Origin of the sequence: Amycolatopsis kentuckyensis (assembly GCF_002155975.1) — a bacterium.
Lineage (GTDB): Bacteria > Actinomycetota > Actinomycetes > Mycobacteriales > Pseudonocardiaceae > Amycolatopsis > Amycolatopsis kentuckyensis.
The window spans coordinates 18,035-38,270 of record NZ_MUMI01000186.1 but is presented as its reverse complement, the minus strand read 5'-3'; the positions used below and the strand labels follow the sequence as shown (position 1 = coordinate 38,270).

Below are 20,236 nucleotides of genomic sequence, written 5' to 3'. Positions count from 1 at the left end.
GCGGGCCGGGCGGCGCTGCTCGCCGGGTGGGACGGCCGGGTGCTGCGCTCGGTCGCCGTCACCTTCCTCGACCCGATGATGCTGCTCCCGCCGTCCGCGCCGGTCGGCGGGCTTTCGCTGCGCCGCCCGACCCCGCTGCGGCTGGCCTGGGCGGGCACGCTCGGCCGGTCGCGGTACGCGGGCGCGGCGCTGCTGGTCGGCCTCGCGGTGGTCGTCGCGCACATCGCGGTGCCGACCGTGCCGGGCGCGGTCCTGGTGGGCGTCGGCGCGTACGTCGCGCTGACGCCGTTCGCCGGCGGGCTCGGCGAGCTCTGGCGCAACCCGGGCCGCCGCCGGTGGCTGGGCTCGCCGGATCGCGACCTGGTGCTGGCCCACGGACTGGTGCTCGCCGGAGTCAGTCTTCTTTGGGCGACAGCGCTCCTCGCGGTCACCCTCGCGGGTGGGACGTCGTTCGCCGCGGGCGCCTGGCTCGCCGTGCCGTTGTCGGTGCTGTCGATCCTGCGCACGGTCACCCGCACCGCCGTTGACTACGCGAATCCCGGGTTCGTCGACACCCCGATGGGCCCGATGCCCGCCAACCTGACCCGCCAGCTCTTCCGCGGTCTCGATCTCCAGGTCGTCGGCATCGTGCTGCTCGCCGCCGCCGTTTGACCTACTCTCGTTGCGACGAAGGGAGCAGCGAGTGGGCGGCGGGCACGCACCGGGCGTCGGGCGCAGGGCGACCAGCGAGTTCCCGGCCGGCTGGACCGACGAGCAGATCATCTCCGTGGTCAAGGACGTCGCCAACGACCCCAGCGAGGCCCGGCGCCAGCAGCGCAACGGCCGGTGGCGCTGCGCCGGCGAGCGGTTCAACGTCCACCTGATCGTGCTGGTCGAGGACAACGGGCACGTCCACACCGCCTACCCGGTGGCGGGGCCGGGCGTGATCCGCAACCCCGACACCGCCCGTGACCCGGCGAACCCGACGGTCGCCGACCTCAAGGGCAACCGGATCAGCTTCTTCGCCGACAGCGTCCTGACCACGATCGGCAACCGGCTCTCCCCGGAGGACTACACGCACTACCGGACGCTGCTGTGGGCCGGCGAGTGGGAGGAACTGGCCGACGTCCTGGCCGCGCACGCCTACCGGGTCGGTTTCGGCTTCTCCGCCGACGAGTTCTCCGACTTCGAGAAGCTGCTCAACAGCTACGACCTGCCGGTGCCCGGGTGCGCGTTCCTCAACGACCGCGAGCACATCCTCAAGCAGCTGCGCCCGGTCTAGGAGAAGTCGTAGCCGGTGAAAGTCGCGATCGGGACGTAGCCGATGCGCCGGTACAGGGCATTGCCGGTGACGTTGGCGGGATCGGTGTAGAGGACGACGTCCGTCGCGCCCGCCGCCAGCGCGGCCTCGCTCGCCGCGGCCGTCACGGCACCCGCGTACCCCCGCCCGCGGAACCGGGCCGGGGCGTAGACGGGGTCGACCCGGACCATGCCGGCCAGCACCGGGGTCCAGCCCGCCATCGCGACGAGAGAGCCGTCCTCCCAGAACGTGAACCGCTTGTCGGCGAAGTTCGAGGCGGCCCAGGCCTGTGCGTCGGGGAAGGGCTCCTGCCCGACCGCGGTGGCGAACTCGCTGCACCAGCGGATGACCACCGCGCGGTCCGGCGCCGCCACGGCGCGGCCTTCGGGCATCGGCTCCGGTGGGGTGAGCTTGCCCAGCCGGTGGAGCCGGACCCGCACCTTGGGCACCGGCACCGCGTCGGTGTGCCGCTGCCACGCTTCGGCGAACGCGGCGGCGGAGTCGTCCTCCGCGGTCACGCCGGGCACCACTTGGCCGGCTAGGTCCGCAGCGAGGGCTTCGGCTTCGTCCGGTGCGACCGCGGTGAGGACCAGGTGGTGCGCCGGACGGTGGTAGCAGATCGCGCGAACCTCGCCGTCGTGCTCGAGCCAGCCGAAGAGGGTGCCCTTCTCCTCCTGCGTCCGCAGCTTCTCGAGCTGGGTCAGCTGCGAGGTGTGCAGGGCGGGTCGCGAGCGCAGGAAGCCGCCGGTCCGGGCGAGGAAGCCGTCGATGTCCTCGGTGAGGCGCCAGGGCATTTCCGCTGGTCAGCTCGCCTGCGAAAGCGGAGGTGACGCGGCGGGCGTGACGGCCGCGCGCAGCTCCTCCAGCGGCAGGCCGACGGCGTCGGCGATGGCCGCGACCGTGAAGAACGCCGGCGTCGGGATGCGGCCGGTCTCGATCTTCCGGAGCGTCTCGACCGAGATCCCCGCCTCCGCGGCGACGTCGACCATGCTCCGCCCGGCCCGCGCTTCCCGCAGCGCCTGGCCGAGGCGTTCGCCTCGTTCGCGCTCTTCGTCCGTCAGCGGTACGCGCACCATGAGGCGGATTCTAATACCAGTAGTTGTCCACTGCCTGTGGACAACTCTGTGCACAGGTGGGGAAAGGGCCCCGCCGAACCGGAGTTCGGCGGGGCCCCACTAGCCCTAGTGGTGTCAGGCGCCCGCGGGCACCGGAAGTGGCATGCCGGGCAGGCTCTGGTCGTTCGGCACCACGCCGTCGATCAGGTAGGCCTCCACGACCTTGTCCACACCCGCGTTGCCGCCGGCGTAGATGCCGTGGTCACCCTCGCCGGTGATCGTCAGCATCCGCGAACCCGCGAACGCCTTGTGCGCGCGCTTCGCGCCCTCGAGCGGCGTCGCCGGGTCGTGCTCCGACTCGACGATCAGCACCGGGGGAACACCCTTGCCGTCCAGCACGGGCAGCGGGGACGGCGGCTTCTTCCAGAACAGGCACGGCTGGATGAACCAGCCGGCACCCAGGAGCGGCAGCTGCTTGTCGATCAGCTTCTGCGAGTCCTTGATGGCGCTGTTGGGCGAGCCGGTCCACGGACCCTCGTTGCACGGGATGGTCCAGAAGCTGGCGTCGTAGGAGTCGCCGTCGGCCGGCACCATCAGCGGCTGCGCGCCGTAGGTGACGGTGCTCTTGTCGGCGGCCTTGGCCTTCTGCGCGGCCGAGGACTTGGCCTGCGCCGAAGCGGTGCCCTGGGTCAGCGTGCGGACGCTGACCAGGTAGTCGGCCAGGCCGGGGAAGGCGCGCTTCGAGTAGATCTGCGACGCGATGAACGAGTCGAGGCCGTTGGCCGAGACGGTCGAACCGTCGGGCAGGGTGACCGCGCCCTGGGTCAGGGCGTAGCGGACCTGCTCGTAGGTTTGGCGGGCGGCCTCGCCGGTGGTGCCGAAGTGGTAGAGCTTGTCGTACTTCGCCATCCACGGGAGGAAGTCCGAGCGCCAGCGGCGCTCGAAGCCGAGCGGCTGCCAGTCGAACGACTTCTGCCAGGTCGTGGTGAACTCGGTCGCCGAGTCGAGGACGAACCGGCCGGTGCGCGTCGGGTAGGCCTGCGCGTAGTGCGCGCCCATCCAGGTGCCCGCCGAGTAGCCGACCCAGTTGATCTTGTCGCGGCCGAGCAGCACGCGCAGCAGGTCGATGTCCTTGACCGTCTGGTCGGTGTTGATCAGCGGGCCCAGCTCGCCGGACTTCTGCTGGCAGGACAGCGCCGCGTACTTCGTCGCCTGCAGGATCAGGTTCAGGTTGCCGCGGTCGCGGTCACGCGGGTCCAGGTCCGCACCGGTGCCGATCGCGCCGCCGCAGGTGATGTTGGTGCTCTTGCCGGTGCCGCGCGGGTCGAACCCGACGATTTCCTGGTGCTCGCGCAGCTTCGTCTGGTTGCGCAGGCGGGCCGGGAAGTTGCGGCCGGGCGCGCCCGGGCCACCGGGGTTGGTGACGACGCTGGCGGTCGCGTCCTGCTTCGCCTTCAGGCGGCTGACCGCGATGGTCAGGTCGATCTGGGCGTTCGCCTGGTACCAGTTGCGCGGGGTCTTGTAGGTCGCGCACTCCATGTCCTCGGCGCCCGCGGGCGGGGCCGTCGGCAGCTCGGAGGGGACAGCGCACTTGTGCCAGTCGAGCTTCTGGTTCGCGTACTGAGCCGGGATGTTCGTGGAGTTCAGCGGCTGCTTACCGGCCGCGACCTCCTGACCTGCGAACGCAGGCGTGAACCCGGCCAGCAGGGTGCCGGCGATGGCCGGGATCACCACCGCGTAGCGGAGTCGTGTCATACGGTTGCCCCTTTTGGGTTTTGCGCGTGCGGAGTCGGGCTATTGATATAGGGCCCGTACGGGTGGGGCAACCCACGTTCGTCGGAGAGCTCGTCCGCGGGGCGATCAAATCGATATCGGACAGACGTGACGCGCCGTCACCGAGGTCTTAAGGTCAGGCAGTCGGTTACGGGAGTGTTAGGTGAGGTCCGATGTCGACTGCGAAGCACGACGGAAAGGTGCGCGGGTTTCAGTTCAGCCCGTGGAACCTGCTCCTGATCGTCCCGCTGCTGGTCCTGGTCACGCCACTGTTCAACATGGACGGTCCACGGCTGTTCGGGATGCCGTTCTTCTACTGGTTCCAGTTCCTCATGGTCGGCGTCGGGGTGTTGAGCACCTGGATCGTCTACATGATGACGCGGGACAAGCCGACCGTTGACGCACCGGACAAGCTGAGCGTCGAGGACCTGGACGAGGGGGACGCTCGATGAGCAACCTGCAGTGGCCCGAGCTGATCATCTTCACGATCCTGTTCGCCCTGGTCACCGTGCTCGGCTTCATGGCGTCGCGCTGGCAGCGCGGCAGCACGCTGGACCACCTGGACGAATGGGGCCTCGGCGGCCGCAAGTTCGGCTCGTGGATCACCTGGTTCCTGCTCGGCGGTGACCTCTACACGGCTTACACGTTCGTGGCGGTGCCCGCGCTGGTGTTCAGCGCCGGCGCGCTCGGCCTGTACGCGCTGCCGTACACGATCGTCGTCTACCCGATCGTCCTGCTCCCGGCGCTGCGGATGTGGTCGGTTTCGCGGGTCCGCGGTTACGTGACCCCGGCCGACTTCGTGCGCGGCCGCTTCGGCTCGCCGATCCTGGCCCTGCTGGTGGCGATCACCGGCATCGTCGCGACCATGCCGTACATCGCGCTGCAGCTGGTCGGCCTCGAAGCCGTGCTGCGGACGATGGGCATCAACGGCTCCGGCATCGTCGGGCACCTGCCGCTGCTGGTCGCCTTCGTCATCCTGGCCTTCTACACCTACCAGTCCGGCCTGCGGGCGCCCGCGCTGATCGCGTTCGTCAAGGACATCCTGATCTACCTGGTGATCCTGGTGGCGATCATCTACCTGCCGTCGAAGCTGGGCGGCTGGTCGCACATCTTCGACGCGGCGGCGAAGAAGCTCGGCACCCCGAGCCCGACCACCGGCAAGCCGGCCGGGTCGATCCTGCTCACGGCCAACAACCAGCTGCAGTACGCGACGCTGGCCCTGGGTTCGGCGCTCGCGCTGTTCCTGTACCCGCACTCGCTGACCAGCGTGCTGGCCTCGCGCGGCCGCAGCGTGATCAAGCGGAACATGGTCGCGCTGCCGGCGTACTCGCTGGTGCTCGGCCTGCTGGCGCTGCTCGGCTACGTGGCGATCACCGCCGGGGTCAAGCCGCTGACGAACGCGGCGACCGGCAAGGCGGACGGCAACACGATCGTCCCGGTGCTGTTCGACAACCAGTTCTCGTCCTGGTTCGCCGGCATCGCGTTCGCCGCGATCGGCATCGGCGCCCTGGTTCCGGCCGCGATCATGTCGATCGCCGCGGCCAACCTGTGGACCAGGAACATCTACAAGGAGTACATCCGCAAGAACGCGACTCCCGCCGAGGAGGCGAAGCAGGCGAAGCTCGCTTCGCTGGTCGTGAAGCTCGGCGCGGTCGCCGTGATCATCCTGATCGACCCGCAGTTCTCGATCGACCTCCAGCTCATCGGCGGCGTGCTGATCCTGCAGACGCTGCCGGCGGTCGCGCTGGCGCTGTACACGCGCTGGTTCCACCGCTGGGGCCTGATCGCGGGCTGGATCGTCGGCATCGGCTGGGGCCTGATCATGCTGTACGGCATCCCCAACCCGGCCAACGGCAAGCTCCACTTCGGCGGTTCGGCGCTGTCGCTGGGCAACCTGTCGCTGTTCGGCTGGCACCCGTTCGCGGGCTCGGCGGTCCAGATCTACGTCGGTTTCGTGGCCCTGATCGGCAACCTGGTGGTGGCGGCGATCGTCACGGTGATCGCCCGGCAGATGAAGGTGTTCAACGGCACGGACGACACCGAGCCGGAGGACTACCACACCGACGAGCACGACAAGAACCTGCGCCCGATCGGCGTCCACTGAGTCCACTAAGTCCACTGAGGACGGATTAGGGCCCGGGAAACGAGGTAGAGCACCAAGCCGTTGAGCAGGTGCCAGAGGAAGTGCGTGCCGACCGGGACGTAGGCGCAGACGTCCCGGTCGAGCGTGCGCAGGCTCAGCGAGAGCGCGAAGATGGCGCCTGCCACGGCGAAGTGCGTCCAGTAGGCGTCGCGCTTGAAGGCGAGCAGGGCGGCGAAGGCGGCCAAACCGATGAGGGCGCTCAGGTACAGGCCGCCACCCAGCAACGCCGTGACAACGGTGAGCGCGACGAACGCGGGCGCGGCAACCCACGCGTGTCGCCGGCTCCAGTGCTCGCGCGCGAAGAGCACCGCGTACACCAGCACGAATCCGAGAACGGCGACCGAGTCCGCCACGGCGGCCCACCGCGTCGGGAGCAGGTGGAAAACGGTGCTCGCGCCGAAAACGAGCCCGATCAACCCGGCGAGCACCCGCCCGGTCCGCTCCCCGTCGGCCAGCCGCCAAACGAGAACCGCGGCGACGAGAAAGGCGAGGTTGCCGAGACTGTTGAGCGGCTCGCCCCAAAGCCCGGGCCCGACGCGTTCGCAGTACCCGTCGACGTAGTCCGTCACGCGACCAGCCAACCAGGGATCACCGGCAAGGCGCCACGGAATCGACACGGCTAGCGTGAAGCCCATGAGCGACGTGAGCCGGTTTCCGGTGGTGGAACTCGAAGACCTGCCCGACGACCTGCGCGAGCGCGTCGGCGCGATCGCGGAGAAGTCCGGGTTCGTGCCGAACATCTTCCGCGCCCTCGGCCACCGCCCCGCCGAGCTGCGCGCGTTCCTCGACTACCACGACGCGCTGATGGACCGCACCGACGGACTCACCAAGGCCGAGCGCGAGCTGGTCGTCGTCGCGACGTCCGGCGCGAACCACTGCACCTACTGCGTCGTCGCCCACGGCGCGATCCTGCGCATCCGCGCGAAGGACCCCGAGCTGGCCGACCGGGTGTCGAGCAACCCGTGGCAGGTGGAGCTGGACGAGCGCGGCCGCGCGATCGTCGACCTGGCCTTGGCCCTCGCCCAAGACTCCGCCCTGTTCGGCGAAGGCGACCTCGAAGCCGCGCGCAACGCCGGCCTGACCGAAGACGAGATCTGGGACATCGGCGCGATCACCGCGTTGTTCGCCATGTCGAACCGGCTCGCCCACCTCACCGCCCTCCGCCCGAACCCGGAGTTCTTCGTGCTCGGCCGCGTCCCGCGTTAGAACTCCAGGCGCCAGAACTGCTGGACCAGCGCGGGCCCGAAGCCGTCGTGCGGTTCTTCTTCGACGAGCTGGAACCCGTTGGCCCGGTAGATCGCGTGCGCGGCGGTCAGCACGGACATCGTCCACAGCTCCACGGCCCGGTAGCCGTGCGCCCTGGCGAACTCGACGCACTCGGTGACCAGCCGCTTGCCGACGCCGTGCCCGCGGGCCGACGGCTCGAGCAGGAGCAGCCGCAGCTGCGCGATGTCCTCGTTTTCGCCGCGCGCGCAGCCGATGCTGCCGACGCGCTCGCCGTCGAGCTCCGCGATCCAGAAGGCCTGCCGCGGGTCGTCCCGGTTGTCGGCGAAACCGGCGACCGCCCGCGCGACGAGCGCCTCGAACCGCGCGTCGAAGCCGTACTCGCGGGCGTAGAGCGCGCCGTGCCGTTCCACCACCCAACCGAGGTCACCCGGTCGTGGCGGGCGGAGGACGAGAGCCGGGTCGCGGCGGCGGTCGCCGACCAGGTCGCCGATCGTGCGCATCGCGGTCAGCAGGCGCTGCTGGTCTTCGTCGGCGAAGCGGCGCAGCAGTCCGCCGATCTGGTCGGTCGACCGGCGGTTCAGCACGGCGAAGGCGTCCCGGCCCGCCGCGGTCGGCCGCACGAGCTGGCGGCGGGCGTCCTCCTCGGACCGTTCGCGCACGATCAGCCCGCGGGACTCGAGGCGCGCGAGCAGCCTGCTGGCGTAACCGGCGTCGAGGTCGAGGCGTTTCCGCAGGTCAGTGACCGGCATCGGGTCCTGGTGGGCGAGCTCGAAGAGCACGCGGGCTTCCGGCAGCGAGTACTCGGCGTCGGCCGGCCCTTCGTCGAGCACGCCGATGACCGAGGTGTAGAGCCGGTTGAAGGCGCGGACCGCGGAGACCCGGTCGGCCAGCTGAGCGTCGTTCATTGACCACCTCAACAAGTTCGTTGACGAAGTCAAAGATTACTGCGGAAAGCGCCCTTGGCAAGAGGGCTTTCGGGGAAATGGGAAACCCCGCGATGCTGCCAGGTCGGGGGTCCGCCAGCATCACGGGGTCGTACTGGGTATCGACGCCCCTCCGGGCGGCGTTACACCGTGAGCACGATGTGGCCTAGGTCACTCGAATGGGCGACCGCCACGGGGTGAGAGATCAGCGCATGTAGCCCGAGCGAGCCTGCGCGATCGCGATGAGTTCCTGACGGACCGTCGCGGTGGCGGCGGTGTCGATCGCCCGGTTCAGCGCCCGGCGAGTGCGAACCTCGGCGCGACGGGCACGGAGCTTGGCGGCGATGTTGTTCATCGGTTTCTGCATCCCCTTCGAGGGTCTTGGTGGCTTGTAGGTCTAGTATGCGCCTTTTTTCACAAGGATGCCAATGAATATCCGGTGATGTGGCGCACTAGCCGATGAACCATCGGCAAACTTGGGTATGGGCCGGACAGATTAAGGGTGGCGGCGGTCACGGCGAAGCAACCCCCTACTGCTCTCTAGCTCTATCTAGAGAAAAGACAATAAAGCCTTAGTGATGCTCATAGACCGCGAGACAGCCGGAAAAGCCCAGGTCAGTCGCGTCCGAGCAGGTAGTGGCCGAAGTGCGGGACGGTGAAGGCGATCTGCCCCCGCTCGGCGGAGTACACGAGGCCCTTCTTCATCAGGCTGTCCCGGGCCGGCGACAGCGACGACGGCTTCCGCCCGAGGAACACGGCGACGTCGGCGGTGCCGGCGGGCTCGTCGCGCCCCTGGGTCAGCGAGGCCATCGCCTGCAGGTACTCCCGCTCGGCCGGCGTCGCGCGCTCGTAGCGCGACCCGAAGAAGCCGACCGCCAGTTCGGACTCCGCCTCGGGCGCCGCGACCTGGACATCCTTGACGGTGATCGGGTCGGACGGCGCCGCGTCCCAGGCCGCCTTGCCGTAGGCCTGGATGAAGTAGGGGTAGCCGCCGGACGCGTCGAAGAGCGCGTCGAGGGCCTCCGGCTCGATGCCGGCGTCCTCCCGCTCGATCGGCGCCATCACGGCGAAGTCGGCGTCCTCGCGGCTGAGCCGGTCGATGCGCGCGTACCGGAAGAGCCGCTCGGAGTAGGACTTCGACGCGGAAAGAACGGCGGGCACGTGCGGCAGCCCGGCCCCGACGACGACGAGCGGGGCGCCGGACTGCGAGAGTTCGTGACAGGCCGCGCACAACGCCGAGACGTCGTCGGGCTGCAGGTCCTGGATCTCGTCGATGAGCAGCGCGACGCCGGTCCCGACGTCCGCGGCCAGTTCGGCGACGTCGGTGAACAGCTCGACGAGGTCGATCTCGATGTCCCCGGAGTCGGCGCGCCCCTGCGCGGCGGGCACGTCGATGCCCGGTTGCCACCGGTCGCGCAGCTTGGCGTCGGGCTTGTTGGCCCGCAGCGCGAACGCCTTGAGCACGCCGAGCACCTCTTCGACCCGATCGGGCGCCCGGTGCCGCACGGCGAGGTCCCGGATGGCCCGGTGCAGCGCGGCCGACAAAGGCCGCCGCAGCTCGGCGTCCGGCCGCGCCTCGATCTTCCCGGCCCCCCACTTGTGCCGCACGGCCATCGCCCGCAGCTCCCCGAGCAGCACGGTCTTGCCGACGCCCCGCAGCCCGGTGAGGACGAGACTGCGTTCGGGTCTCCCCCGCGCAACCCGCTCCAGCACGACTTCGAACGCCTTGAGCTCACGCTCGCGCCCGGCCAGCTCGGGCGGCCGCTGCCCGGCGCCCGGCGCGAAGGGGTTGCGGATGGGGTCCACTCTGCCAAGCTATCGGCGTTTCTAGCGTGAGCCCGATATTCCGCCATAGACGGCTAGCGCGTGTCGCCGAGGTTCGACCGGTCGGCCCAACGATCACCGGGCACCGGCGTGACATCGTGGCGCGGTGACCGAAAACGACTGGCGCCGGTTCGAGATCGGCGCGGTGGTGACCGGCACGGTCTCGCTGATCCCCCGCCCCGGCGCCATCGGGATCTTCCTGGACTTGGGCGGCGCGCCGGGCGAGGGCTTCGTCGATGTGCTGAACCTGCCTCGGGAGGTGGAGGCGTGGCCGCGGGTCGGCACGACGACGACGTTCGAGGTGCTCGACCGCCGGCCCGGACAGATCCGCCTGTGGCCGCTCGACCCGGTGTTCCGGGCCGGGCCGTTCGGCAACGGGGTGCCGGAAGACGAGTGGCGAGCGCGCAAGGCGCGCTACCCGGTGGGCGCGGTCCTCGCGGCGGAGGTGACCAACGCCTTCATCTCGGACGGCTCGTACATCGTCCGGTACGAGGGAGGCTTCGCGGTGCTCGAAAGTGACGGTGAGCTGCCCGAAGTCGGCACCCTCGCCACTTACGAGGTGATCGGCCACCTCGACACGACCCGGCGCACTCTGCTGCGGCCGAGTACATAGAGACGAACAGGTCTGCAGCCCTGCTCGTCTCTACCCCCAGTGCGCCCCTTACGACGCGCCACTAGCCGGTCAGGTTCCGCTCCGCGTAGATCTTCATCGCATCCCGGACGAACTCGGCCGTCGCGCCTTCGACGCCGTACCGCGGGTCGTCCACGTACAACTGACCGAGCCCCGCGAAGTACCCCGCGGACACCGACGAGACCGCCGGCCGCAGCCACTCGTGCAGCCGCCGCGTGATCGCCTGGGCCTCCTCGGAACCCGGCGCCGAACCCGCCGCGCACGCCGCGCCGAACGCCGCCGCGATGTCCCGCTGTTCCTGCTGGTGGGCCTCCTTCTCCGAGGCCGACAACGAGCTCCACCACTGGTCACCGTGCCGGTACGCGTCAGCGCCCCAGCGACGCGTGACCTCCTCCTGGTGGCGAGTGTGGTCGAAGCCGTCGAACACTTCTTCCGCCATCAGTCGTTCACCTCCCTTCAGTTTCCGGAGGGTCGTGCGGACCGACTCGATCTGCCGTCCGATCCGCCGCCGCTCGTCTTCGAGCAGCTCCAGGTGGGTTTCGAGCGCCGCCGCGCTGTCGCGCTGCCCGTCGAGCACCTCGGCGATCGCCGGCAGCCCGAGACCGAGCTCGCGCAGCAGCAGGATCCGCTGCAGCCGGACGAGCGCCTGCTCGTCGTAGTAGCGGTAGCCGTTGCCGCCGATCCGGCTGGGCTCCAGCAGGCCGACCGCGCCGTAGTGGCGCAGCGTCCGGCTCGTCGTCCCGGCCGAGCGGGCGATGTCCTGGATCGACCACTCCATGACGTCGACGATAGAAGTTGACGCAGCGTCAAGGTCAACCGCTAAAGCCTTATAACGCTTTCTAGCGTTAGGACTATAAAGCCTCAGAAAGCCCGATGAGGATTCGAGCGCGGGCCGAGCGGGCATCCACGGAGTAGGTTCGACCAGGCAGCGGCCCGTACGAGGAAGGCTATGACCGTGATACTCCGTCGAGTGGCACGTCCCCTGCTCGCCACGATCTTCGTGACAGGCGGGATCAATGCGCTGAGGCAGGCCGAGGGCCACGCCAAGGCGGCGGAACCGTTCCTCAACAACGCTTTCGAGAAGTTCGGCGACAAGATCCCGGAGCAGGTCCCGCGCGATCCGATGACGCTCGTCCGGATCGACGCCGCGGTGAAGGTCGGCGCCGGTCTCGCGCTCGCGTCCGGGAAGGCGCCGCGGCTCGCGGCGGGGCTGCTCCTCGGCAGCCTGGTGCCCACGACGCTCTCGACGCACAGCTTCTGGACCATCAAGGACCCGGGCGAGCGCCAGCAGCAGCAGATCCAGTTCTTCAAGAACGCGAGCCTGGCCGGCGGCCTGCTGCTCGCGGTCGCCGACACGCACGGGAAGCCGTCGGCGGCTTGGCGGGCCCGTCGTGCCGCGAAGGACGTCGGGCACAGCGCCGAGCGGCTGAGCCGCAGGGGCCAGAAGCGCGCGAACAAGCTCGCGAAGCGCGCCCAGAAGGCCCTCCCCAACTAACCGCCACCTTCACAGGGAAAGTGCCGCCCCGGGATCCCGAGGGCGGCACTTTCCCTGTGAAAGCTACTTCTCCAGGATCGCGGTGACGCCCTGGCCGCCGGCCGCGCAGATCGAGATCAGGCCGCGGCCGGACCCCTTCTCGTGCAGCAGCTTCGCCAGCGTCGCGACGATCCGGCCGCCGGTCGCGGCGAACGGGTGCCCGGCCGCCAGCGACGAGCCGTTGACGTTCAGCTTCGCCCGGTCGATCGCGCCGAGCGGCTCGTCCAGGTCCAGCTTCTCCTTGGCGAACGCCGGGTCCTCCCACGCCTTCAGCGTGGCCAGCACCTGCGACGCGAACGCCTCGTGGATCTCGTAGAAGTCGAAGTCCTGCAGGGAAAGCCCGGCGCGCGCGAGCATCCGCGGCACGGCGTAGGCGGGTGCCATCAGCAAGCCCTCGTCCCCGTGGACGTAATCCACGGCCGCGGTCTGCGAGAACGTCAGGTAGGCCAGCACCGGCAGCTTGTGCGCCTTCGCCCACTCGTCGGTGGCGAGCAGGACGGTCGACGCGCCGTCGGTCAGCGGCGTCGAGTTGCCCGCCGTCATGGTGCCCTCGGGGCCGCCGAAGGCCGGCTTGAGCTTGGCGAGCTTCTCCGCCGTCGAGTCCGGTCGCAGGTTCTGGTCGCGCGCGAGCTTGAGGAACGGCGTCACGAGGTCGTCGAAGAACCCGCGGTCGTAGGCGGCGGCGAGCTTCTGGTGGCTGCTCGCGGCCAGTTCGTCCTGCGCCTCGCGGGTGATCTCCCAGACCTTGGCCGTCAGCGCGGCGTGCTCGCCCATCGACAGCCCGGTGCGCGGCTCCTCGTTGCGCGGGATCGCCGGGACGATGTGACCCGGCCGGATCTTCGCGACGAGCTTGAGCCGGTCGCCGAGCGTCTTGGCCGCGTTGAGCTGGATGAGGATCTGGCGCAGGTCCTCGTTGACGGCGAGCGGCGCGTCGCTGGTGGTGTCGACGCCGCCCGCGATGGCCGAGTCGAGCTGGCCGAGGGCGATCTTGTTGGCGACGTTGACGATCGCCTGCAGGCCGGTGCCGCACGCCATCTGGACGTCCGACGCGGGTGTCGCGGGCGAGAGCTTGCTGCCCAGCACGCTCTCGCGGGCCAGGTTGAAGTCCTTCGAGTGCTTGAGCACGGCGCCGGCGGCGACCTCGCCGATCACCTCGCCCTGCAGCGAGAAGCGGCTGACCAGACCGTCGAGGGCGGCGGTGAACATGTCCTGGTTCGACGCCTTCGCGTACGGCCCGTTGGACCGCGCGAAGGGGATCCGGTTGCCCCCGATGATCGCGACCTTGCGTACTGCTGGCGTCTTCTTCGGTGGCATGACTTCACCTCTCTGGTCGTGTCCCTCACACTTTAACCTACTCGGGAGTAGGTTAGACTGCGACGTGACGCAGACTGCACGGGAGGCAACCGATGGCTGACAGGTACCAGCAGTTCACGAAAACCCCGGTGGGGAAGTTCGTGGTGCCGAAGCTCGGCCTGCCGAACCCCGCGACCCTGCGCCGCTACCAGCCCGGGCAACCCGCCCTCGAGGGTCCCGCACTTCTCGGTGCCGCGCCCGGCGGGCGGCTCGAGAAAACCCTTCGCGACCAGCTGGCCGACGCCGGCATCGAGGTGATCACCACGGCCGCCGACCGGCACGCGGCGCTGGTCTTCGACGCCACCGGCGTCACCGACCCCGCCCGCCTGCGCGAGGTCTACGACTTCTTCCACCCGGTGATCCGCAGCGTCGGCCCGTCCGGCCGGGTCGTGGTGCTGGGCACGCCGCCGGAGCAGGTCGAAGGCCGTGAGCGGATCGCGCAGCGCGCCCTCGAAGGATTCATCCGTTCGGTGGGCAAAGAGCTGAAGCGCGGCGCGACCGCCCAGCTCGTGTACGTCGCCGACGGCGCCGAAGAGGCCACGGACTCGACGCTGCGCTTCCTGCTCTCGGCGAAGTCGGCGTTCGTCGACGCGCAGGTGATCCGGATCGGCACCGAGGCCAAGACGGCTGCCCCGCCCGTGAGCTGGGAAAAGCCCCTGGACGGCAAGGTCGCGCTGGTCACCGGCGCGTCCCGCGGCATCGGCGCGGCGATCGCCGAGGTGCTGGCCCGCGACGGCGCGCACGTCGTCGCGCTCGACATCCCGGCCCAGGGCGGCGACCTGTCGAAGGTGGCGAACAAGGTCGGCGGGTCGTCGTTGCAGCTCGACATCACTTCGCCGAGCGCGCCCGCGAAGCTCGCGGAGTACCTGAAGGAGCGTCACGGCGGGGTCGACATCGTCGTGCACAACGCGGGCATCACGCGCGACAAGACGCTGGGCAACATGAGCGAGAGCGCGTGGGACTCGGTGATCGCGGTGAACCTCTCCGCACAGCTCGCGGTGAACGACAAGCTCCTCGCCGACAAGGTGCTGCGGGAGAACGGCCGCATCATCGGCGTCTCGTCGATCGCGGGCATCGCCGGCAACGTCGGCCAGACGAACTACGCGACGTCGAAGGCGGGCGTGATCGGCATGGTGAACGTCGGCGCACCGCAGTTGGCGGCGTACGGCGGCACGATCAACGCCGTCGCGCCCGGGTTCATCGAGACCAAGATGACGGCCGCGGTGCCGCTGTTCATCCGCGAGGCCGGGCGGCGGCTGTCCAGCCTCGGCCAGGGCGGCCTGCCGGTCGACGTCGCCGAGACGATCGCCTGGTACGCGAACCCGGCGTCGGCCGCGGTGAACGGCAACGTGGTCCGCGTCTGCGGCCAGGCCCTGCTGGGGGCCTGACGTGGCGATCCGCGAACTCGACAGCACGCCGAGCCTGGCCACGCTGTACCCGAAGGCGCTGCTCGGCGGCGTCCTGCGCAAGCCGTCGGGCGGCGAACTGCCGGACACGGAGCTGGTGCGCACGGGCGTCGTCGTCGACCCGGCCCACCTGGCCGCGTACAACACGGTGTGCGGCTTCCGGCTGAGCGACGAGCTGCCGGCGACGTACCCGCACATGCTGGCGTTCCCGCTGCAGATGGCGCTGATGACCGAGCCGGGCTTCCCGTTCCCGCTGCTCGGCATGGTGCACGTGGCGAACCGGATCACCCAGCACCGCGCGCTGCGGGTGGGCGAGCCGCTGACCGTGCGCGTGCGGGCGGAGAACCTGCGTCCGCACGAGAAGGGGCGTCAGTTCGACGTCGTCAGCGAGGCTTGGGTGGGTGATCACCTCGTGTGGTCCGACGTCAGCACGTACCTGCGTCGCGGCCCGGGTTCCGGGTCTTCGTCGCGGCGTGAGCAGCTGGCCCCGCCGACCCCGGACGCGATCTGGCGCGTCCCGGGCGACATCGGGCGGCGCTACGCGGAGGTCTCGGGCGACCGCAATCCGATCCACCTGCACCCGCTGACGGCCCGCCTGTTCGGCTTCCCGGCGGCGATCGCCCACGGCATGTGGACGAAGGCCCACGCGCTGGCCGCGTTCGAAGGCCGCCTGCCGGAGGCGTTCACCGTGGACGTCCGCTTCAAGCAGCCGGTGCTGCTGCCGGCCAAGGCGGGCTTCACGTCGTGGCCGGTCGGCGACGGGTGGGCGTTCGAGCTGTGGAGCAAGTCGAAGCCGCACCTGGAGGGCACGATCAGCTCACTCTGACGGCTTCCAGACCGCGCCCTCGATGAGGTCGTTGAAGCCGAGCCAGACGAGGTTCATCATCCAGGAGGCCAGGACGCCGTCGGAGATGTCGGGGTGGTCGAGGGCCCAGTCGGCCAGCGACTCGGCTCCCCCGACCAGCGACGCGGCCAGGCCTTCGCCGGAGAACTCGGCCTGTTCGCCGACGCCCTTGCGGGTGCCGGCGGACACCACGAGCGCGGCGACGAGCTGGATCGCCCGCGCCCGCATGTCGGTGATCTCCGCGGCGAAGGCCCCGCCGACCGTGAGGGCCTGGCGGTGCAGGACCGTCCAGGACTCGCGGTACTCGGCGACGAAGCGGTAGAAGGACCGCAGGCCGTGCCAGAGCTGCATGTCCGGCGGCAGGTCGGGCTGCACGCCGGCCTGGATGGCCTCGAGCAGCCGCGTCGCCTCGCGGCGGATGCACGCGCCGAAGAGGTCCTCTTTGGAGCCGAGGTAGGTGTAGATCATCGGCTTCGAGACCCCGGCGACGTCGGAGATCTCGTCCATCGACGCGGCGTGGTAGCCGTGGCGCGAGAAGACCTGGACGGCCGCGTCCAGGATCTGCCGCTCGCGCACGGCACGCGGCAGCCGCCTGGCCCGTTCGGGCGGACGCTGATCTTCCTCTGACACGCTCGACCTCCTCGTTGCTGCCCGGAGACGGTACCGGGCGTTGCCACGCGCGGGTGATTTCGGCACGCTTGCCCGCCTACCTACTGGCAAGTAGTATTACCCTCGGGTAACTGGGAGAGGGGTGACCATGGCCGAAAACGCCGGGATGACCAGCGCCGATCGGATCGCGGAGCTCCGTGGAGCGGCGCTGCTCGACGCCCTGGAGCGGCTCGACCCGCTGGGCCCGGAGGCCCACGCCCTCGACGTCAACACGCTCGTCGAAGCCATCGACCCCGGCGAGCTCCGCAAGGACGACTTCCGCCGCTTCTTGACGGTCCTGCTCACGCTGGCTTCGCGCGCGCCGGCGTTCGACCTCAGCAAGGTCGAGCCGGCCCGCTTCGCGTCGTTGGTGGCTTCGGCGTCGCGCACGCAGCTGGAGAGCGTCGTCGCGGACCGGGCGCTGCGCGAGCGCGTGCTGGACGAGATCTTCGCCCGCATGGGCGCCCACATCAGGCCGGACAGGGCCCGCGACCTCCAGGCGGTGGTCCACTGGCGGCTGTCGGGCGGAATGGGCGAAGGCGGCTTCGACCGCTACGAGACGACGATCGCGCACGGATCGTGCACGGTGAGCCGGGAGATGCACGGCCGCCCCAGGGTGACGATCACCATCGCCCCGGCCGACTTCTTCCGCCTCATCACCCACCAAGCGACCCCGGCGGTGTTGTTCGTCACGGGAAGAATCAAAGTCAAAGGCGACCTGGCCTTCGCGGCGGGGTTGATCGGATTCTTCGACCTCCCGCACCCCGTATAGTCCGTCCCCGTGCCCCGAAACGCAAAATGGCGCCTCCCGCGCCCCCACCGTGCCCGCGGCGGCCACGTGGTGAACGCGTTCGCGGAGAAGCTGGTGATCGGCCGCCTGACACCGGAGCAGTTCACCCAGGTCCTGGAAACGTTGCACATGCTGGGCTCCGCGGGCGCCGGCATCGAGCTGAGTTCGTTGTCGACGGACGTCCTGGTGGACGTGGTCCGCAAGGCGTCCCGCGACCAGCTGAAGGCCATCGCGGACCACCCGGAGTTGCGCGCGGTGTTCTTGGACGAGATATTCCGCCGAATGTCGGAGCATTTCTCGCCGACCCGAGCCCGCCACGTGGATTTCGTGGTTTCTTGGCGCTTTTCAGACGGCTCAGGCGAGGACGGGTACGACCGTTTCCAGACGGTGATCGAGGACGGCGTGTGCGTGTCCTCGACGGACCTGTCCCGAACCCCGGACACCACGATCACGTTGTCGGTGGACGACTTCATCAGGATGGCCACGGGCAACGCGGCGGTGGCAGCGATGTTCGTGACGGGCCGTGTGAAGGTCAAGGGCGAGTACGCCCCAGCGGTGCGGTTCTCGAGCTACTTCGACATCCCCAAGCCATCCGTGGACTAGCTGTTCGAAGCGGGCTCTCTGGAGAAGGCATCGGCGCTCTGAGTCGTCTCCCGTTTCACGGCAAGTGGCTTACTGGCCTTGGTGACTTCCCACTTGTCGTTCACGGCCTTGTCGAGCGCCTCTTGGTCCAGCTTTATCCCCAGTGCTGAGGCAAGGACGTGCGCAGCCAGCCGAGGGGGGATGGCATTGCCGATCTGCTGGGATATGTCACCCCCGGCCCACGGGTAGTCAATCGGAAAGGTCTGCAGCCGTCCTGCCTCGGGGAGACTGAACCTCGGTAGTTCGCGCTCGTCGCGCGTGACTAGGCGGTTCCGCGAGACTTTGCCGGTTACGGTGGCTGCAGGTTCGTCCGAGGTGCGTCGCCCGCGGGCTTTGGGGTCGCCACCGGTGCCGTAATTGGAGATCACCACGTAAGGCACCCCGCGGGAAACTGCGTTTCCCATGGTTTCCCATGGCAACAGGGCCAAATCTCCCGCGTCCGCAGGACGACCTTTGCGGTACAGCTGGTGTGTCGGCGTCGGCAAGCTCGGCTTGCGGTCTCGCCGGGCGATCAGGATGGCTCGACGCCGCGTCTGAGGCACGCCGAACATCTCGGTGTGGAGGATCCCGCAGGCTGATTTGTAGCCCACACTCGCCAGCGCCTCGCCGACGGCGTACCACACGGGCAGAACCGCAGGAACCTGCTCCAACACGATGGCGTCATACGGGCGCTCCTCCTTCACCGCCTCCAATGCCCACCTGAGTGGCTCCAGAACCAGCCCCGTCCGCTCGTCGTCGAGTCCGTCCAGGCTCTCTTTGACGTCTTCGCCCGCCGCCATGCGTTTGACGAATTCGAGCACCTGCTCCAGCGCACGGCGCCCGGCTCCGCCGCCCGCCACTGTGTAGGTCTGGCAGGGCGGACCGCCTGCGAGGACGGTGGCTTTCTCGAAGTCTGTGGGCTTGTGCGCTCGGACGTCGGCGTGGTGGGTACGCAGTCCTGCCTTGGTTCGAGTGGCACAGGCGTTGTCGTCCCACTCGATCCCGTCCACGACCAGGCCCAGCCAATGCGCGGCGACGTCCAGCCCGCCGGGGCCTGCGAAGAGGTCCACCATGTGGATGGGCCCCGGCTGGGAAGCAACGGACTGTTCGGGGAGCATGCGTGGAGCTTATATCGTGTGGTCGGCCATCCGACGTAGGCGCGGTCAGTGGCCTTCCAAGACCCTTCGGATGGCCAACCCGAGCGCTCGTCCCACAGGTGGCGGTGTGGCATTGCCTACCTGGCGGTACTGGTGGGTCTTGGTGCCCCAGAACTGCCACTCTGTCGGAAAGCCCTGGAGGGTGGCTGCCTGCGCGACGGTCAGGGGAACCCCGCCCGCCTCGCCCAGTTCGGGCCGCCAATCGAAGTCCGGCCCCGGCGGGAAATCTGCGACCGTGCGACCGTTGACACCCATCGTCGCCCACCGCTTCTTCGAGCCGGAAGGCCCCAAGTCCGCTCCACCGCGATTCCACGAGCCGCCGACCAAGGTCGGCGCCAGACGGTCGGCCATCCTTGCCCAATCCTCTGCTTCGGGCCAACCGCGAGACGCCATGGAGTCCCGCAGCAGTTCCCCTACCGACAACGGCGGCTGGTCCTCGGGCGGTGCCTCGAAGCAGTCCGGTGCGCCGTCTTTGAACGCGACCAACACACCGTGCTTGCGCTCCTGGGACACGCCGTAGTTGGACGCGTTGACGACAAGCCATTGCCAAACGTAGCCAAGGTTGTCGAGTTCTGCCTCGGCCTTCTTCCGCGCTGCGATGAACTTGTCGCTGGTCACCAGTTCGGGCATGTTCTCGATCAACAGGGCTCGCGGCTGCACACCCAGCACCAACAACACTGTCGCTTGGAGGAGTTCCAGTTCCAGCTCGTCTCCTCGAGGGCGGTTGTTCGCCGCGGATGCCTTCACCCGCGGCAGGCCCGCAGACAACAGGTCGACGTCGTAGACGCGCGTGTCGTCCGCCGGGTCGAAATGGCGAAGGTCCATCTGCCGGACGTCCCAGGCAGGTCGATTGAGCCGCAAGGTGTTGCAGGACTCCTTGCGCTCCTCGATAAGAACCACAGGGTCGAAGCCTGCTTGTTCCAAGCCGAGTGCGAGACCACCTGCGCCGGCGCACACCTCAAGAGAGGTGAGGCGGTTACGGGGCTGGGAAGGACGGTTCAAATCAAATTCTGTGTTCGGCATTTGGA

22 protein-coding genes and 1 pseudogene are annotated in these 20,236 nt (G+C 69.3%); 11 read left to right on the top strand and 12 right to left on the bottom strand.

Translation table 11 applies throughout. The features are described 5' to 3' along the window. Positions 1 to 651 (top strand): annotated as a pseudogene (locus tag CCN39_RS18915) (DUF6297 family protein); the annotation flags it as partial. A 31-nt stretch (positions 652 to 682) separates the two neighbouring features. Continuing rightward, positions 683 to 1,261: an EndoU domain-containing protein gene (locus tag CCN39_RS18910; RefSeq protein ID WP_086843762.1), complete on the top strand. Its 579-nt coding sequence runs from the start codon at positions 683 to 685 to the stop codon at positions 1,259 to 1,261. On the opposite strand, the gene CCN39_RS18905 is transcribed toward CCN39_RS18910, so the two are convergent. From CCN39_RS18905 to CCN39_RS18895, 3 genes are all read right to left on the bottom strand, one after another. Then, positions 1,258 to 2,073, bottom strand: coding sequence for a GNAT family N-acetyltransferase (locus CCN39_RS18905; protein WP_086843760.1), 816 nt, complete (start codon positions 2,071 to 2,073; stop codon positions 1,258 to 1,260). The two genes, CCN39_RS18910 and CCN39_RS18905, sit on opposite strands and share 4 nt — an antisense overlap. 9 nt (positions 2,074 to 2,082) lie before the next feature. After that, positions 2,083 to 2,355: a helix-turn-helix domain-containing protein gene (locus CCN39_RS18900; protein ID WP_086843758.1), complete on the bottom strand. Its 273-nt coding sequence runs from the start codon at positions 2,353 to 2,355 to the stop codon at positions 2,083 to 2,085. A gap of 114 nt (positions 2,356 to 2,469) precedes the next feature. Continuing rightward, on the bottom strand, positions 2,470 to 4,089 hold the full coding sequence (locus CCN39_RS18895) for an alpha/beta hydrolase (protein WP_086843756.1): 1,620 nt from the start codon (positions 4,087 to 4,089) through the stop codon (positions 2,470 to 2,472). Between the two features lie 191 nt (positions 4,090 to 4,280). Here CCN39_RS18895 and CCN39_RS18890 point away from each other — a divergent pair, with 191 nt between their 5' ends. Together CCN39_RS18890 and mctP are read left to right on the top strand one after the other, a co-directional pair. Continuing rightward, positions 4,281 to 4,559: a DUF3311 domain-containing protein gene (locus CCN39_RS18890; protein ID WP_086843754.1), complete on the top strand. Its 279-nt coding sequence runs from the start codon at positions 4,281 to 4,283 to the stop codon at positions 4,557 to 4,559. Beyond that, on the top strand, positions 4,556 to 6,211 hold the full coding sequence (gene mctP, locus CCN39_RS18885) for a monocarboxylate uptake permease MctP (protein WP_086843752.1): 1,656 nt from the start codon (positions 4,556 to 4,558) through the stop codon (positions 6,209 to 6,211). Before CCN39_RS18890 ends, mctP begins: the two co-directional genes overlap by 4 nt. Before the next feature lie 5 nt (positions 6,212 to 6,216). Here mctP and CCN39_RS18880 read toward each other — a convergent pair whose 3' ends face one another. Then, positions 6,217 to 6,819 (bottom strand): hypothetical protein, encoded by a 603-nt coding sequence (locus CCN39_RS18880; protein ID WP_086843769.1) that lies wholly within the window; start codon positions 6,817 to 6,819, stop codon positions 6,217 to 6,219. Positions 6,820 to 6,883: 64 nt separating this feature from the next. Between CCN39_RS18880 and CCN39_RS18875 the strand changes: the two genes are divergently transcribed. Next, the gene (locus CCN39_RS18875; RefSeq protein ID WP_086843750.1) at positions 6,884 to 7,456 is read left to right on the top strand and encodes a peroxidase-related enzyme; all 573 of its coding nucleotides are present in this window, start codon (positions 6,884 to 6,886) and stop codon (positions 7,454 to 7,456) included. Here the strand turns inward: CCN39_RS18875 and CCN39_RS18870 are convergent. From CCN39_RS18870 to CCN39_RS18865, 3 genes are all read right to left on the bottom strand, one after another. Then, positions 7,453 to 8,382, bottom strand: coding sequence for a bifunctional helix-turn-helix transcriptional regulator/GNAT family N-acetyltransferase (locus CCN39_RS18870; RefSeq protein ID WP_086843749.1), 930 nt, complete (start codon positions 8,380 to 8,382; stop codon positions 7,453 to 7,455). The two genes, CCN39_RS18875 and CCN39_RS18870, sit on opposite strands and share 4 nt — an antisense overlap. A 223-nt stretch (positions 8,383 to 8,605) precedes the next feature. Next, positions 8,606 to 8,767 (bottom strand): hypothetical protein, encoded by a 162-nt coding sequence (locus CCN39_RS50725; protein WP_014467883.1) that lies wholly within the window; start codon positions 8,765 to 8,767, stop codon positions 8,606 to 8,608. A gap of 248 nt (positions 8,768 to 9,015) precedes the next feature. Continuing rightward, positions 9,016 to 10,206: an ATP-binding protein gene (locus tag CCN39_RS18865; protein ID WP_003058004.1), complete on the bottom strand. Its 1,191-nt coding sequence runs from the start codon at positions 10,204 to 10,206 to the stop codon at positions 9,016 to 9,018. A gap of 124 nt (positions 10,207 to 10,330) precedes the next feature. On the opposite strand from CCN39_RS18865, the gene CCN39_RS18860 reads away from it, so the two are divergent. Then, positions 10,331 to 10,837 (top strand): hypothetical protein, encoded by a 507-nt coding sequence (locus CCN39_RS18860; RefSeq protein ID WP_086843747.1) that lies wholly within the window; start codon positions 10,331 to 10,333, stop codon positions 10,835 to 10,837. Between the two features lie 61 nt (positions 10,838 to 10,898). Here CCN39_RS18860 and CCN39_RS18855 read toward each other — a convergent pair whose 3' ends face one another. After that, positions 10,899 to 11,633 carry a MerR family transcriptional regulator gene (locus CCN39_RS18855; protein WP_086843744.1) on the bottom strand — a complete coding sequence of 245 codons (735 nt, stop codon included), beginning with the start codon at positions 11,631 to 11,633 and terminating at the stop codon, positions 10,899 to 10,901. A 171-nt stretch (positions 11,634 to 11,804) separates the two neighbouring features. Here CCN39_RS18855 and CCN39_RS18850 point away from each other — a divergent pair, with 171 nt between their 5' ends. Further along, on the top strand, positions 11,805 to 12,350 hold the full coding sequence (locus CCN39_RS18850; protein ID WP_086843742.1) for a DoxX family protein: 546 nt from the start codon (positions 11,805 to 11,807) through the stop codon (positions 12,348 to 12,350). A 63-nt stretch (positions 12,351 to 12,413) separates the two neighbouring features. Here the strand turns inward: CCN39_RS18850 and CCN39_RS18845 are convergent, their stop codons facing one another. Beyond that, entirely contained in the window at positions 12,414 to 13,703 is a 1,290-nt protein-coding gene (locus CCN39_RS18845; RefSeq protein WP_086843740.1) for an acetyl-CoA C-acetyltransferase, read from the bottom strand. Positions 13,704 to 13,795: 92 nt separating this feature from the next. Between CCN39_RS18845 and CCN39_RS18840 the strand changes: the two genes are divergently transcribed. Further along, positions 13,796 to 15,130, top strand: a complete 1,335-nt coding sequence (locus CCN39_RS18840; RefSeq protein WP_086843738.1) for a 3-oxoacyl-ACP reductase — start codon at positions 13,796 to 13,798, stop codon at positions 15,128 to 15,130. Between the two features lies 1 nt (position 15,131). Then, positions 15,132 to 15,974, top strand: coding sequence for a MaoC/PaaZ C-terminal domain-containing protein (locus CCN39_RS18835; protein ID WP_086843736.1), 843 nt, complete (start codon positions 15,132 to 15,134; stop codon positions 15,972 to 15,974). On the opposite strand, the gene CCN39_RS18830 is transcribed toward CCN39_RS18835, so the two are convergent. Beyond that, positions 15,966 to 16,622: a TetR/AcrR family transcriptional regulator gene (locus CCN39_RS18830; RefSeq protein ID WP_086843734.1), complete on the bottom strand. Its 657-nt coding sequence runs from the start codon at positions 16,620 to 16,622 to the stop codon at positions 15,966 to 15,968. The genes CCN39_RS18835 and CCN39_RS18830 overlap by 9 nt on opposite strands. Before the next feature lie 127 nt (positions 16,623 to 16,749). Between CCN39_RS18830 and CCN39_RS18825 the strand changes: the two genes are divergently transcribed. After that, a complete protein-coding gene (locus CCN39_RS18825; RefSeq protein ID WP_208630267.1) occupies positions 16,750 to 17,412 on the top strand; it encodes an SCP2 sterol-binding domain-containing protein in 663 nt (220 codons plus the stop codon). 69 nt (positions 17,413 to 17,481) lie between these two features. Further along, positions 17,482 to 18,033 (top strand): SCP2 sterol-binding domain-containing protein, encoded by a 552-nt coding sequence (locus tag CCN39_RS18820; RefSeq protein ID WP_086843767.1) that lies wholly within the window; start codon positions 17,482 to 17,484, stop codon positions 18,031 to 18,033. Here the strand turns inward: CCN39_RS18820 and CCN39_RS18815 are convergent. Both CCN39_RS18815 and CCN39_RS18810 read right to left on the bottom strand, forming a co-directional pair. After that, positions 18,030 to 19,169, bottom strand: coding sequence for a DNA cytosine methyltransferase (locus tag CCN39_RS18815; protein ID WP_086843730.1), 1,140 nt, complete (start codon positions 19,167 to 19,169; stop codon positions 18,030 to 18,032). The genes CCN39_RS18820 and CCN39_RS18815 overlap by 4 nt on opposite strands. 45 nt (positions 19,170 to 19,214) lie before the next feature. Continuing rightward, positions 19,215 to 20,231, bottom strand: coding sequence for a DNA cytosine methyltransferase (locus CCN39_RS18810; RefSeq protein ID WP_086843728.1), 1,017 nt, complete (start codon positions 20,229 to 20,231; stop codon positions 19,215 to 19,217). Between the last annotated feature and the right edge of the window lie 5 nt (positions 20,232 to 20,236).